Genomic DNA, 13,856 nt, shown 5'->3' on the forward strand with positions numbered 1-13,856 from the left:
AAGAGGTGACCGAAACCCCGCGCTTCCACGCCCGCCCCGTCGCCGACCTGCACCGTCCGTACGCGGCGGCCGACGACCGCTACGAGGTCTTCGACCGGTACCGTCAGGTGGGCTCGTCGGGCCTGTTCCTGCCACCGATCTCGCTCGGCCTGTGGTGGAACTTCGGCGACAACATCCCGATGGACAATCAGCGCGCGCTCCTGCGTCACGCCTTCGACCGCGGCATCACGCACTTCGACCTCGCGAACAACTACGGCCCGCCCTACGGTTCCGCCGAGAAGAACTTCGGCCGCATCTACCGCGAGGACTTCGCGCCGTACCGCAATGAACTCATCATCTCATCGAAGGCCGGATACGACATGTGGCGCGGGCCCTACGGAGACTGGGCATCGCGCAAGTATCTGATCGCCAGCGCCGAGGCCTCGCTGTCGAGCATGAACCTCGACTACGTCGACATCTTCTACTCGCACCGACCCGACAAGGTGACGCCGATCGCCGAGACGATCGGCGCGCTCGACACGCTCGTGAAGCAGGGCAAGGCGCTGTACGTGGGGATCTCCTCCTACTCGGACGAGCAGACCCGCGAGGCGAAGAAGGTCGCCGATCAGCTCGGCACCCCGCTCGTCATCCACCAGCCCTCCTACTCGATCATCAACCCGTGGATCGAGGACGGGCTCACGGATGCCCTCACGGACACGGGCATGGGCGCGATCGCCTTCGTTCCGCTCGCGCAGGGCGTGCTGACGAACAAGTACCTCGGCGACGGCGACGCGGAGCGCGCCCAGCAGCGCGGATCCCTCGGCGGCAAGCGCCTCACCGCCACGGCACGCGAGAACCTGCGCGCCCTCGACGAGGTCGCGTCGGGCCGCGGGCAGACGCTCGCGCAGATGGCCCTGCAGTGGGTGCTGCGCGAGAACGTCGTCGCCTCGGCGCTGATCGGCGCGAGCCGCCCGGCGCAGATCGACGAGAACGTGAAGGCCCTCGAGGGCCCCGCGTTCACGACCGAGGAGCTCGCGGCGATCGACCGGGCGGCGGCCGGCATCGGAACGGACTTCTGGGAGAAGGCATGAGCCTCGTCGCTGACCTTCCCGGTGTGCGCGTCCGCGCGCCCGGGAAGATCAACGTGTTCCTCGCCGTCGGCGGGCGCCACGACGACGGTTATCACGAGCTGGCGACGGCCTTTCAGGCCGTGAGCCTCTACGAGGACGTGTACGCGACGCACGCCGACGACTTCACGATCACCGTGACCGGCACCGTCGACCTCACCGGCGTGCCGCAGGACGACTCGAACCTCGCGCTCAAGGCGGCGCGGCTTCTGGCGGCCGAGACGGGGTACCGCGGAGGCGTGCACCTCGACATCCGCAAGGAGGTGCCGGTGGCGGGCGGCATGGGCGGCGGATCCGCCGACGCCGCCGCCGCGCTCGTCGCGTGCGACGCGCTCTGGGGCACGGGGCTCGGATCCGCGCAGCTGCAGGCCCTCGGCGCGCGGCTCGGCGCCGACGTGCCGTTCTCGGTGATGGGTGGCACGGCGATCGGCACCGGACGCGGGGACGCGCTGAACCCGGCGCTGGCGCGGGGCCGGTTCCACTGGGTGGTCGTGCCGAACGCCGACGGAATGTCGACGCCGCGCACCTATGCCGAGCTGGACGAGGCGCGTGGTGACGCGGAGGTCCCGGATCCGGCCGTGCCCGTGGAGGTGCTGCAGGCGCTCCGATCGGGCGACGCCCGGCAGCTCGCGGAGGCGCTCCACAACGACCTCCAGGCCCCCGCGCTCCGCCTTCGGCCCGATCTCCGCGAGATCCTCGAGCTCGGCGAGGCACAGGGCGCCCTCGCGGGCATCGTGTCCGGATCGGGACCGACGATCGCGTTCCTCGTCGAGAATCGCGCAGACGGCACGGCCCTCGAATCGCGCATGGCGATGGCCGGTTACGACGCCGTCTGCGTCTACGGCCCGGTGCACGGGGCACGGCTCGTCTGATGGACCTCAACAGCGACGTCGGCGAGTCCTTCGGCCCGTGGCCAATGGGCGACGACGCCGCGATGCTCGAACATGTGACGAGCGCGAACATCGCCTGCGGTTTCCACGCCGGGGATCCGTCGGGCATCGCCCGGACGGCGCGAGCCGCGGTCGCGGCGGGAGCGGCGATCGGGGCACACGTCGGGTACCGCGACCTCGCGGGATTCGGGCGCCGCTTCGTCGACTGTTCGGAGACCGAGCTCGCCGATGATGTGGCCTATCAGATCGGCGCCCTGCAGGCCCTCGCACGTCGGGAGGACGGCGAGGTGCGCTACGTGAAACCGCACGGCGCGCTGTACAACGCGATCGTCAGCCACGAGGCGCACGCGCGCGCCGTCGTCGACGCCGTCCGCTCGGTGGATCCGCGGCTCGCGCTCGTGCTTCTTCCCGGATCCGTCGCCGGCCGGTACGCGGAGCGGGCCGGGTTGCGTGTCGTGGGCGAAGCCTTCGCGGACCGCGCGTATACGCCCGAGGGCGAGCTGGTGTCGCGCCGTGCCCCGGGCGCCGTGCTTCAGGATCCGGCCGCGGTCGCCGGCCGCATGGTGCGGTTTGCGGAGACGGGCCTCGTCGACGCGATCGACGGCACGGCGCTCCGGGTCGATGCCGAGACGATCTGCCTGCACGGCGATACCCCGGGCGCGGTGGCGATGGCCGCCGCGGTGCGGGCGGCGCTCGACGACGCAGGGGTGGAGATCCGGAGCTTCGCATGATCGCCGTCGCCGGGGTGCGCGGGTGAGCGCCCGCGTGCGATGGGCGGGGGAGCGCGCCTTCCTCGTCGAGCTCGGGTCGCTCGAGGAGGCGATGGCGTTTCACGCACGCGTGACGGCGGATCCGCTGGGACAGCGCGAGCAGATCGCGGCGGCCCGCACGGTGCTGTTGAGCTTCGCGACGGCGCACGGGGCCCGGCGCGCGGCGAACCGGGTGGCGGGCGTCGATCTCTCACCGCTGCCCGCCTCGGAGCGGCGCACGATCGAGATCGACGTCGTCTATGACGGCGACGATCTCGGCGTCGTGACGGAGCTCACGGGACTCAGCCGGGAGGCGGTGGTGGCGGCGCATCAGGCGCGCGAGTGGACGGCCGCCTTCGGGGGCTTCGCGCCCGGCTTCGCGTATCTCGTCGGCGGCGACCCGCGATTGCGGGTTCCGCGGCGGGCGAGCCCCCGCACCGCGGTCCCGGCCGGATCCGTGGCGCTCGCGGCTGAGTTCTCGGCCGTGTACCCGCGCGCCTCGCCGGGAGGATGGCGGCTCATCGGACACACCGACGCCGCGCTGTGGGACCTGTCGCGCGAGGATCCCGCCCTGGTCGTCCCCGGCGACGGCGTGCGGTTCCGTGCGGTGCGCGCCAGCGCGAGGGCGGCGGTTGCCGCGGAGCCGATCCGCCCGCGCCGCGTCCGCGATGCCGCTATCGAGGTCGCCCAGCCGGGCCTGCTCTCGCTCATCGAGGACCTGGGGCGGCACGGGCAGGGGGATCTCGGGGTGACGGCATCTGGCGCCGCCGATACGGCGTCGGCCCGGGCGGCCAATCGGCTCGTGGGCAACAGCCGACAAGCCGCGCTCATCGAGACGCTCGGCGGGCTCGTCCTGCGCGCCGCGACCGACGTGGTCGCCGCGGTGACGGGCGCCGACGCGGCCGCGCGGATCCGGCGCGCCCCCGCAGCCGCGGACGGGCCGGCGCCGGACGAGCGCCCCGCGCCGCTCGGCGCGCCGTTCCTCCTCCGCGCGGGCGACGAGCTCGCGCTCGGCTATCCGGAGTCGGGGCTGCGATCCTATGTCGCCGTCCGCGGCGGCATTGCGGCGCCGCTCGTTCTCGGCAGTCGCTCGCGCGACGTGCTGGGCGGCGTCGGCCCGGATCCGCTCCGCGCGGGAGACGCGCTCGCGTTGGCCGGCGACGTCGCCGGGCCCGTGGCGGATCCGCTTCCCGCTCCGGTGCCCGCGGCCGAGCCCGCGACCCTGCGGATCCGTTTCGGCCCGCGCGACGACGCCTTCGATCCGGGGGAGCGCGCGCACCTCACTCGGACGACGTGGATCGTCGGGCCGGAGACCGACCGCGTCGGCGCGCGCCTCGCGCCGGTACCGGGGACACGGCCGCTGCGCGCCGCCGAGACGGAACTCGCGAGCGAGGGCGTCGTGACGGGCGCGCTCCAGGTGCCGCCGTCGGGGGAGCCGGTGCTGTTCGGCGCCGACCATCCGGTGACGGGCGGGTATCCCGTGATCGCGGTCGTGGTCGACGCGGATCTGCCACGCGCGGCGCAGCTCCGGCCGGGCGAACGGGTGAGATTCCTTGAGATCGACCCCGAATCTTCGAACAGGCTCACGGTAGCCTAAGGATTTACTGCGGCTTGGCATGTCGCCGTGTAAACGTGCATCCCGACGAAGGAGCTCTTCTCGTGCATCCGACTCAACCCCGCCGCGGGTTCCGAGCGCTTGTCGCCGGATCCCTCGCGGCCTTCCTGCTGCTCGTCGGCGTCGCGCCCGCGTCGGCCGCCGATGAGCAGAGCGGCGTCGAGGGCCAGACGTTCGTCATCGCCACCGACACGACGTTCGCGCCGTTCGAGATGTTCGAGGGCGGTGATATCACCGGTATCGACATGGACCTCCTGAACGCGATCGCCGACAGCCAGGGTTTCGAGGTCGAGATCCAGTCGCTCGGCTTCCAGGCGGCGCTCTCGGCCGTGACGAGCGGTCAGGCCGACGGCGTCATCGCCGGCATGTCGATCACCGACGAGCGCAAGGAGATCTTCGACTTCTCGGATCCCTACTTCGACTCCGGTGTGCAGATGGCGGTCGCCGCGACGGACACCACCACGACCGGCTACGAGGCGCTCGAGGGCAAGACCGTCGTCGCCAAGAGCGGATCCGAGGGCCTCGCGGAGGCCGAGAAGCTCGCCGCCGAGTATGGCTTCACCGTCAAGGCGCTCGACCAGTCGGCGACGATGTACGAGTCGGTGAAGAACGGCTCGGCCGTCGCCGTCTTCGACGACTACCCCGTTCTCGCTTACGGAATCGCGCAGGGCAACGGCCTGAAGGTCGTCACGGACAAGATCCCCGGCGGCCAGTACGGCTTCGCGGTCGCGAAGGGCCAGAACGCCGAACTTCTCGCCGCCTTCGACGAAGGCCTCGCCGAGCTCCGCGCCTCGGGCGAGTACGACGAGATCCTCGACACGTATCTCGCCGACCCGACCGCGAGCTCGAGCGCGGGCCTGAACTTCTTCGAGCTCGTCGTCGATTCGATGCCGGCGCTCGGCAAGGGCCTCTGGAACACCCTCCGGATCACGCTCGTCGCGTTCATCATCGCCCTCGTGCTCGGCATCGGCTTCGGCTTCATGAAGATCTCGACGTCGAAGATCCTGCGCGGCATCGCGAGCGTCTACGTTGCGGTGTTCCGCGGCACGCCCGTGCTGGTCTGGGCCTTCCTGTTCTACTTCGGCCTGCCGCAGCTGACGGGAGTGAAGGGCGACATCTTCTGGGCCGGCGTGGCCACGCTCGCCCTGAACGCCGGCGCATACCTGACGGAGATCATCCGCGGCGGCCTGCGCGCCGTGGATCCCGGCCAGATGGAGGCGGCCCGTTCGCTCGGCCTGGGCTGGGGCAAGTCGATGCAGCGCGTGATCGTGCCGCAGGCGGTCAAGATCTCGACGCCCGCGATGATCAACCAGTTCGTCATCACGCTGAAGGACTCGTCGCTGCTGCTGACGATCGGCTTCGCCGAGCTCCTTTACCAGGCCCAGCAGATCTACTCGGTGAACTTCCGCACGACCGAGATGCTGATCATCGTCGGCATCATGTACTTCATCGTGATCACCATCCTCACGTGGATCGCGAACACGATCGATAAGAAGGTGAACAAGTGAGCGGCTCCCAGGAAACGGTGATCGAGGTCACGGGCCTCCGCAAGGCCTACGGATCCAATGAGGTCATCAAGGGCATCGATCTCTCGGTGCGCTCGGGCGAGGTCGTCTCGCTGATCGGACCCTCCGGATCCGGCAAGTCGACGATCCTTCGTTGCCTGAACCAGCTGGAGACGGCCACGGGCGGCACGATCATCGTCGACGGCTTCGATCTGACCGACAAGAAGGTCGACATCAACGAGGTGCGTCGTCACATCGGCATGGTGTTCCAGCACTTCAATCTGTTCCCGAACATGTCGGTGATCGAGAACATCATGCTCGCGCCCGTCGAGACGGGCAAGAAGAACAAGAGCGAGGCGCGCGCGCAGGCGCAGGCGCTGCTCGAACGCGTGGGCCTCGGGGACAAGGCCGACGCGCGCCCGGCGCAGCTGTCCGGCGGTCAGAAGCAGCGCGTCGCGATCGCCCGCGCGCTCGCGATGGAGCCGAACATCATGCTCTTTGATGAGGCGACCAGCGCGCTCGACCCGGAGATGGTGGGCGAGGTGCTCGAGGTCATTCGCGAGCTCGCCAAGAGCGGTATGACGATGGTGCTCGTCACACACGAGATGGGCTTCGCGCGCGAGGTGTGCGACCGCGTCGTGTTCCTCTCCGACGGCGTCATCTGCGAGGAGGGCGCCCCCGCGGACGTCTTCGGCAACCCGCAGCAGCCGCGCACGAAGGAGTTCCTCTCGAAGGTGCTCTGAGCTGTTCCGAGACGAGACGGGCGCGCGCGGGGTCTTCCCGCACGCGCCCGTTTCCGTTCACTCCGAGGGGGCGTCGTCCGTGGGAATCGGGATCGCGACCGACGCGCCGCCGAGGCCGAGGATGTCGCTCGGCGGCGCCTCGCCGAGGAAGTCGGCGGGATCCTCATCGAGGGGCTCGCCCGGGATGGCCGCCCACTGGTTCTGGTCTTCGTTGCGCTGCTGAAAGAGGCCCATCCGTCTATTGTCCCGCGCTAGGGTAATGAGAAGGCCTATCAATAGGAGGGGTATGCGAATTCCCGTCGTGTCGATCACCGGCCATCTGGGCGCGGGGAAGACCACTCTCCTCAACCACCTCCTGCGCGCTCCGGGCGCGCGCATCGGCGTCGTCGTGAACGATTTCGGGGCGATCAACGTCGACGCCGCGCTCGTCGCGGGGCAGATCGACGAGGCGGCCGCCATCTCCGGCGGATGCGTCTGCTGTCTGCCCGACGCGGGCGGGCTCGACGAGGCGCTCGAGAAGCTCTCGGATCCGCGCCTGAGGCTCGACGCGATCATCATCGAGGCGAGCGGGGCGGCCGACCCGGTCGCCCTGTCGCGGCTCGTGCGGTCCAGCGGCGCGGAGCGGATCCGCTCGGGCGGCGTCATCGAGGTGATCGGCGTGGACCTCGGCGAGGTCGCCGCCCGCGACCGGTTGTCGGCGGTCGCGGTCGGCGCCGAGTCCGACCCCGCGGGCCTGCGCCGGCTGCAGCGGTACCGGCGCCTCAGCGAATAGCCGCGGGGCTACGCCGCGAGGGCGTGCCTCGGCGCGCGTCTCCGCATGAGATGCGTGAGCGCCGTGAGGTGGGGGAATTCGACGAGCATCCCGAGGATGATTGCGGCGTGAACGAGTGGCTGATCGGGCAGCGCGATCGTGGTCAGGGCGAGCATGAGCGGCGCGTTTCGCGCCGACGTTGTCATCGTCACGAGTACGTGCGCCGCGTGGTCGAGCCGGAATACCCGTGCGAGGCCCTCGCAGAGCGCGAAGGTCACAACGAAGAAGAGGAAGACGGCCAGGAGGACCCAGATGAAGGATCCGGGATCGGCGAGGATCGTCTGCACATTGCCCGCGAAGATCGCGACGATCACGGCCGCGATGACGAATGGCACGGCGGCGTCGACCGCGTCGATCTCGAACCGCCGTAGGCGCCTCGGCATCAGCACCTGCGCGATGATGCCAAGGCCCGCGGGTACGAGGAACCACTGCACGAGGGTGGCTCCGGCGGTCTCCGGCATCCACGCGACGCTCTCACCGGCGAAGAGCATCATCCACATGGGATACATCAGCAGTTGGATGAGCATCTGCAACGGGATGAGAGCGGCGCCCGCGACGGTGTCGCCACCCGCGAGTCGGGTGAAGCCGAGAAACCAATCGGTGCATGGCGCGAGGCAGTAGATCAGCACGCCGAGCCGCAGGGCCTCGCTCGGGAGCGCGAGCGTGAGGGGAAGCGCGATGAGCGGGATTAGCAGGAAGTTCGTCGCGAGCGCGACGAGGATCGTGCGCGGTACGCGCCGGAGCGAGCGCAGCGAGCCGAGCCGCAACGTGAAGAAGATCGCGCCGACGAGCACGAGGATGAGCGGATCCGTCGGCAGCTCGATGCCTGTGACGCCGAGCAGGCTTCCCGTGAGAATGGCAACGGCGAAGAGAAGCGTGATCAGCACGCGCACTCCACCCCGCAACACGAGAGGTCGTCGGTGAGCATACCGGCGTCGCGCCACGCCTCGAGGTTCGTTGTGTCTTTGCCCGCGCGCTCGCCAATGACACGCGCGACGTGTGCGAAGCGTTGGCGGAATTTGTAGACAAAGCAGAACTTGAGGCCGCCATGCCGCATCGCGGGCCCCGCGAGGAACAGTCCGGGCGCGATCGTCGACTGATCATCGTCGTCGAGCTGCGGCCACCCATCTGGGCGGGCATCGAAGAGGTGCGCGACGGGGCCGAGCCCCGGGCCGTACCCCGTCGCGGCGATGGGTCGCGAGTCGGCGCGCAGCTTGGTGCCGTTCGACAGGCCAACGGCCCACCCGGATCCGTCGCGCTTGATTGCGGTCGCGTTCGCGCCGATGAGTGCGAGGCGGCCCGTTGCGAGAGCCTCCTTCAATCGGATCCGCGAGCGTGGCGCGAGTCGGAACGACGGATCGGATCCGCGACCCGCGTCCCAGGGCGTGGATCCGTCGACGACCGTCACGCACGCACCTGCGATCACGTGATGGCACGCGATGTCGACGCCGGATTCGTAGCCGCCGATGACGACGACGTGCCCAGTGCGTGGCTCCCAGGCGGCCTTCGAGCCGGCCGGATCCGCGAACGCGGCGCCCGCGATCTTCGGGGGCCGCGGATCCGAGAACTCGCCGCCGGCCCAGACGAGTGAGTGCGCGGTGACGGGGCCGCGCGGGCTCTCGACGCGGAAGCCCTCGTCGACGCGGGTGACGGCCGTGACCTCGGCCCCATCGAGGATCGGGAGCGAGAAATGTCCGACGACACCGCGCAGATACGAGGCGTATTGCGCCCCGGTCGGGTAATCGACTCCCAGGCCGAAAGCGGGGGACGTCTCGAAGTGCACGGCGTTGAGATCGGTCGCGCCGAAGCCGTTGCCCGTGAAGGACGGAGTCAGAAAAGTTTGCTCCTCCGGCCAGTCGAGGAACGTCTGGCCGACGCTCCCGCGCTCCATGATGCCGAAGTGCAGGTCGTCGACGGCGCCGAGCGCAAGGCCCGTGCCGACACCGGCCGGGCCCGCCCCGACGACGAGCGCGTCGAGGACGGTCAACCCTGGCGCCCCTTAAACCGCGGATTGAGCTTGTTGATGACGTAGGTCTTGCCGCGACGGCGCACGACCTGCGCACCGGGCTGCTTCTTGAGTGACTTGAGCGAGGCGCGTACCTTCATGTGGATTCCTCCTTATTGAGATTGGTTATCATCTACACTAGGGGATCCTGCGGGACGAAATGAACGGGAGGTGCGCGTGGAGCGGATTGATGTCATCGCGATCGTTGGTGGCTGCGTGCCCGAGAGGCGCGACTATGCGAGCCGTCTCGCCGGGCTCACGGGGCGCATCCTGATTCCTGCTGCTCGGCTCGAGGCCGTGCCGGATCCCATCGAGGAGGCCATGATGCTCGCGCCGTGGTGCCTGCACCCCGCGGGCGTCGTGATCGAGTTCCCGAGCGCGAGCGCGATGCCGGACCTCGTGGGAGCGCTCGCCGACGAGGCCGGCCCGACCCGGCTCGCCGGGGTCGTCTGCGTCGTGGACGCGGCGCACCTCATGTCCGACCTCGCGCGAGAGAGCTTCTCGGTGCATCCCGCACTGACGCGGCTCGCGGGCCGTCCTGTGCCGCATGCCCTGGTCGCGGTGAACCAGATCGAGTTCGCGTCGATGCTGGTGCTGGTGAACTGGGAGAGCCTCGACACCGACGAGCTGTCGACCGTCATGTCGCTGCTGTGTCATCTCAATCCGTCCGCCCGCTTGCGCGTCGATCACGGCGGCGAGCTCGCATGGCGTTCGGGAGATGCGTACACGACGGAGCAGGTGCGGCCGGGCTGGGTGGCCCTGCTGGGCGGCGCCCACGACCCTCACATGACCGATCCGCGGGTGAGCTCGTTCCGCTACGAGAATGTCCGCCCCCTGCATCCGGCGCGCCTCGAGCGCCTGCTCGACACGCGGATCGAGCCCGGCGAGTTCGGGCTCATCGTCCGTTCGATGGGCTTCTGCCGGCTCGCCACGCGCCCGCACGTCGTGGCCGAGTGGAACCACGTCGGCGGCGTGATCTCCTTCGACCCGCTCGTGCGCGACGACGCGCTTGGGGGCGACGAGGACCTGCTCGCGGTCGGGCAGGACATCGGGTTCACCGGAATCGACCTCGACCGCGCCGCCCTCTCGCGCGCGCTCGACGAGGCGGCGCTCACCGACGCCGAGCTCGCGGCCGGCCCGGGGGAGTGGGCGCGCTTCGCGGATCCGTTTCCCGCCTGGCAGTCCGTGCCGGAGGACGCCGATTGAGCCGGCTCACTCGGTCGTGCGGGTGTGCAGCCGCGCGCCCGATTCGTTGAAGATGCTGATGACCTCGGCCGGGCGGCCGTCCGCGGCCGCCATCGCGTGCGGCGTCCGCGTGTCGAATTCCGCGGCCTCGCCCGCCTCGAGGATCAGGTCCTGTTCGCCGAGCCGGAGGCGGAGGCGGCCGGTCAGTACGTACAGCCACTCGAAGCCGTCGTGCACGCGGGGCTCCGGGAGGGCCTCTTCCGGCGGATAGGTGATCTTGAACGTCAGGTTCGGAGAGTTCTCGGGTGCAAGCGGGGCGATGGTGCGCCCGCCCTCGCGATAGGGACGGCGGCGCACCCGCGGATCCTTCGTCGCCGGGGCGACCAGGTCGTCGAGCCGGATGCCCAGGCGACGGGTGAGCGGGATCAGGAGTTCCAGCGTCGCCTGGCGCTTTCCGGATTCGAGGCGCGAGAGCGTGCTCGGCGACATGCCCGCGTCCGCGGCGAGATCCTCGAGTGTGAGGCGCGCCGATTGTCGAGCCGCGCGCAGGATCGCGCCCACTTGGCAGACGTCGTTCCGCATGATCTCTCCTTGCCAATTCTGCAAAAAAGTTTGCAAAGCCGAGTGTAGCGCGGAGGCTGGGGATATGAATCACAATTACTGGGATGTCATCATCGTGGGCGCGGGCCCGGCGGGCCTGTCGGCGGCGCTCATGCTCGGCCGCTCGCGTCGGAGCGTGCTCGTCGTCGACGCGGGCGCGGGGCGCAATCGTTTCGCCGCCCGCATGCACGGGGTGCTGGGCCACGACGGCAAGCCCCCCGCGCAGCTGCGCGCAGAAGGACGTGCGGAGGCGGAGGCGTACGGCGTTCGATTCGAGGAGGGCTCGGTCGCGGCGGTCTCGCGCGAGGGCGACGGCGTGCGGGTGGAGACGGACGGCGGGGTGCACAGCGCTCGCGCCCTGATCGTCGCAACCGGCGTGCGCGACGAACTGCCCGGCATTCCGGGTCTCGCCGAGCGCTGGGGCGAGACCGTTCTGCACTGCCCCTTCTGTCACGGCTGGGAGGTGCGCGACCGCCGGCTCGCGGTGCTCGCGACGTCGCCCATGAGCGTGCATCAGGCCGAGATGGTGCGCGGCCTGAGCGATCGCGTCACGCTGTTCGCGGCCGGCGCGGGCGCGCTCTCGGACGAGGCGCGCATCCGCCTCACGGCGCGCGGGATCGAGATCGTCGAGCAGCCGGTGCGTGAGGTTCTCGGCGCAGCGCCCGAGATCGAGGGCGTGCGCGTCGAGGGTGGCGCGGTGGTGCCTGTCGATGCAATCTTCACGGGCGGGACGCTCGTGCCGCACGACGGCTTCCTCGCCGGTCTCGGCCTCGCCCGAACGCAGATGCCGTTTGGCGCGTTCCTCGCCGTCGACGCGGCGGGGCGCACGAGCGACGAACGGATCTGGGCGGTGGGGAACGTCGTCTCGCCTATGGCGAACGTGCCGATGTCGATGGGCGCGGGTGCCATGACCGGATCCGCCGTGCAGGGGGCGCTCATCGGCTGGGACACCGACGCGGCCGTCGCGCGGCTCTCCGCCTGAGGCGCGGACCGGATCCGCTCGCGGGTACCGCGAGGGATCCGGCCCGGCGCGTCAGACCAGGCGGCCCTTCGGCGACACCGAGTAGGTGTGCTGCGGGTCGTCATCCACGACGCCCTCGAGGGCCGTATCGATGGCGGCCATCGTGTCGGCATCGAGCACGACGCCAGAGGCCTTCACGGTGTCGGCGAGCTGCTCCGGGCGCGACGCGCCCACGAGCGCCGCCGCGACGTTCGGGTTCTGCAGGACCCACGCGATGGCGAGCTGCGGCATCGTGAGGCCGGCGTCCGCGGCGATGGGCTTGAGGCGCTGCACGGCCTCGAGTAGTTCGTCGCGCAGGAACTTCTTGATGAAGCCCGCGCCGGAGTTCTCGTCGGTTGCGCGCGAACCCGCGGGGACGGGCTGGCCCGGCAGGTACTTGCCCGACAGCACGCCCTGCGCCATCGGCGACCAGACGATCTGCGAGATGCCGAGCTCTTCCGAGGCGGGCACGACCTTGCCCTCGATGACGCGGTGCAGCATCGAGTACTGGGGCTGGTTCGAGATCAGCTGGATCCCGAGCTGCTTCGCGAGCGCGTGACCCTCGCGAAGCTGTTCGGCGGTCCACTCGGAGACGCCGATGTAGAGCGCCTTGCCCTGGCGCACGATGTCGGCGAACGCCTGGAACGTCTCCTCGAGGGGCGTCTCGTAATCGAAGCGGTGCGCCTGGTAGAGGTCGACGTAATCGGTGCCGAGGCGCGTCAGCGAGCCGTTGATCGACTCCATGATGTGCTTGCGGCTGAGACCGGTGTCGTTGGCGCCCTTCGGTCCGGTGGGGAAGTAGACCTTCGTGAAGATCTCGAGGCTCTCGCGGCGCTGCCCGGCCAGGGCCCGGCCGAGGACGACCTCGGCGGCGGTGTTGGCATAGGTGTCGGCCGTGTCGAACGTCGTGATGCCCGCGTCCAATGCGGCGTGCACGGTCCCCACCGCCGCGTCGTCCTCGATCTGAGACGCGTGCGTCACCCAGTTGCCGTAGGTGATCTCCGAGACCTTGAGGCCGCTGTTTCCGAGAAATCGATAGTTGACCATGGTGCAAAGGTACCGGTTTCTCAGTGGGTGGGGATCCCGACGGCCCGGCGCGGGCCCGGAGCCCTCCGGCGGGGCTCCGGGCGCATCGGAGGTCGGAGCATGAGCCCGGTCAGGCGTCGATGCTCTTCCGCTCGTCATTCTGCGCGATCGCGTCGCGACTACTGACGCTGATCTTGCGCGGCTTGGCTCGTTCCGCGATCGGGATCCGCAGGCGAAGCACGCCGGCGGTGTAGTCGGCGTCGACCCGGTCGGTATCCAGCGAGTCGCCGAGGACGAGCTGGCGACTGAAGACGCCCCACGGGCGCTCAGACGCGACGGCGTTGACGGCATCCGGGATGTGGTTCACCCGTTCCGCCCTGATCGTCAGCACATTCCGCTCCACGTCGATGTCCAGCTTGTCCGGATCGATTCCGGGCAGGTCGAGCTCGACGACGAAGTCGTCTCCGTCTCGCCAGGCATCCAGTGGCATGGTCGATGGGCGGCTCATAGTGCCGAAGACCTGCTGGGTGAGCCGGTCAAGGTCACGGAATGGGTCGTGTTGCAACAGCATTTCTGAATCTCCTCCATCTCACATTCGAGTGCGGACCGCTCGACAATCTG

Annotated in this window: 16 protein-coding genes; 9 read left to right on the forward strand and 7 right to left on the reverse strand. The window is 69.8% G+C overall.

All coding sequences use genetic code 11. The annotated features are described in order from the left end of the window. The first annotated feature begins 5 nt into the window (after positions 1-5). The 6 genes from IEX05_RS00210 (at position 6) to IEX05_RS00235 (ending at position 6,608) form a co-directional block, all read left to right on the forward strand. Positions 6-1,070 (forward strand): aldo/keto reductase, encoded by a 1,065-nt coding sequence (locus IEX05_RS00210; RefSeq protein WP_188699327.1) that lies wholly within the window; start codon positions 6-8, stop codon positions 1,068-1,070. Continuing rightward, entirely contained in the window at positions 1,067-1,978 is a 912-nt protein-coding gene (locus tag IEX05_RS00215; RefSeq protein WP_188699328.1) for a 4-(cytidine 5'-diphospho)-2-C-methyl-D-erythritol kinase, read from the forward strand. The genes IEX05_RS00210 and IEX05_RS00215 overlap by 4 nt, the downstream gene beginning before the upstream one ends. Beyond that, positions 1,978-2,727 (forward strand): LamB/YcsF family protein, encoded by a 750-nt coding sequence (locus IEX05_RS00220; RefSeq protein WP_188699329.1) that lies wholly within the window; start codon positions 1,978-1,980, stop codon positions 2,725-2,727. The genes IEX05_RS00215 and IEX05_RS00220 overlap by 1 nt, the downstream gene beginning before the upstream one ends. Before the next feature lie 22 nt (positions 2,728-2,749). Further along, on the forward strand, positions 2,750-4,342 hold the full coding sequence (locus tag IEX05_RS00225) for a 5-oxoprolinase subunit B/C family protein (RefSeq protein WP_268237850.1): 1,593 nt from the start codon (positions 2,750-2,752) through the stop codon (positions 4,340-4,342). A gap of 62 nt (positions 4,343-4,404) precedes the next feature. Continuing rightward, the gene (locus IEX05_RS00230) at positions 4,405-5,868 is read left to right on the forward strand and encodes an ABC transporter substrate-binding protein/permease (protein ID WP_188699331.1); all 1,464 of its coding nucleotides are present in this window, start codon (positions 4,405-4,407) and stop codon (positions 5,866-5,868) included. Then, entirely contained in the window at positions 5,865-6,608 is a 744-nt protein-coding gene (locus IEX05_RS00235; RefSeq protein ID WP_308423386.1) for an amino acid ABC transporter ATP-binding protein, read from the forward strand. The genes IEX05_RS00230 and IEX05_RS00235 overlap by 4 nt, the downstream gene beginning before the upstream one ends. A 57-nt stretch (positions 6,609-6,665) precedes the next feature. On the opposite strand, the gene IEX05_RS00240 is transcribed toward IEX05_RS00235, so the two are convergent. Further along, entirely contained in the window at positions 6,666-6,842 is a 177-nt protein-coding gene (locus tag IEX05_RS00240) for a hypothetical protein (protein WP_188699332.1), read from the reverse strand. Between the two features lie 52 nt (positions 6,843-6,894). Here IEX05_RS00240 and IEX05_RS00245 point away from each other — a divergent pair, with 52 nt between their 5' ends. Next, the gene (locus IEX05_RS00245) at positions 6,895-7,380 is read left to right on the forward strand and encodes a CobW family GTP-binding protein (protein WP_188699333.1); all 486 of its coding nucleotides are present in this window, start codon (positions 6,895-6,897) and stop codon (positions 7,378-7,380) included. Positions 7,381-7,388: 8 nt separating this feature from the next. On the opposite strand, the gene IEX05_RS00250 is transcribed toward IEX05_RS00245, so the two are convergent. Genes IEX05_RS00250 through ykgO form a run of 3 tightly spaced genes read right to left on the reverse strand, consistent with a single transcriptional unit; the run spans position 7,389 to position 9,525 of the window. Beyond that, positions 7,389-8,306, reverse strand: a complete 918-nt coding sequence (locus tag IEX05_RS00250; RefSeq protein WP_229661040.1) for an arsenic resistance protein — start codon at positions 8,304-8,306, stop codon at positions 7,389-7,391. Then, positions 8,300-9,406, reverse strand: a complete 1,107-nt coding sequence (locus IEX05_RS00255; protein WP_188699335.1) for an NAD(P)/FAD-dependent oxidoreductase — start codon at positions 9,404-9,406, stop codon at positions 8,300-8,302. The genes IEX05_RS00250 and IEX05_RS00255 overlap by 7 nt, the downstream gene beginning before the upstream one ends. Further along, a complete protein-coding gene (gene ykgO, locus IEX05_RS00260; RefSeq protein ID WP_114117136.1) occupies positions 9,403-9,525 on the reverse strand; it encodes a type B 50S ribosomal protein L36 in 123 nt (40 codons plus the stop codon). The genes IEX05_RS00255 and ykgO overlap by 4 nt, the downstream gene beginning before the upstream one ends. A 76-nt stretch (positions 9,526-9,601) precedes the next feature. Between ykgO and IEX05_RS00265 the strand changes: the two genes are divergently transcribed. Then, positions 9,602-10,630 (forward strand): GTP-binding protein, encoded by a 1,029-nt coding sequence (locus tag IEX05_RS00265; RefSeq protein WP_188699336.1) that lies wholly within the window; start codon positions 9,602-9,604, stop codon positions 10,628-10,630. A gap of 6 nt (positions 10,631-10,636) precedes the next feature. Here IEX05_RS00265 and IEX05_RS00270 read toward each other — a convergent pair whose 3' ends face one another. Next, on the reverse strand, positions 10,637-11,191 hold the full coding sequence (locus tag IEX05_RS00270) for a helix-turn-helix domain-containing protein (RefSeq protein WP_188699337.1): 555 nt from the start codon (positions 11,189-11,191) through the stop codon (positions 10,637-10,639). A 64-nt stretch (positions 11,192-11,255) separates the two neighbouring features. Between IEX05_RS00270 and IEX05_RS00275 the strand changes: the two genes are divergently transcribed. Further along, entirely contained in the window at positions 11,256-12,191 is a 936-nt protein-coding gene (locus IEX05_RS00275; protein WP_188699338.1) for an NAD(P)/FAD-dependent oxidoreductase, read from the forward strand. A gap of 51 nt (positions 12,192-12,242) precedes the next feature. Here the strand turns inward: IEX05_RS00275 and IEX05_RS00280 are convergent, their stop codons facing one another. Further along, positions 12,243-13,256: an aldo/keto reductase family protein gene (locus IEX05_RS00280; RefSeq protein WP_188699339.1), complete on the reverse strand. Its 1,014-nt coding sequence runs from the start codon at positions 13,254-13,256 to the stop codon at positions 12,243-12,245. A gap of 109 nt (positions 13,257-13,365) precedes the next feature. Continuing rightward, positions 13,366-13,806, reverse strand: coding sequence for an Hsp20/alpha crystallin family protein (locus tag IEX05_RS00285; protein ID WP_188699340.1), 441 nt, complete (start codon positions 13,804-13,806; stop codon positions 13,366-13,368). Positions 13,807-13,856 lie beyond the last annotated feature (50 nt).

Source organism: Microbacterium nanhaiense (genome assembly GCF_014646015.1).
GTDB lineage: Bacteria > Actinomycetota > Actinomycetes > Actinomycetales > Microbacteriaceae > Microbacterium > Microbacterium nanhaiense.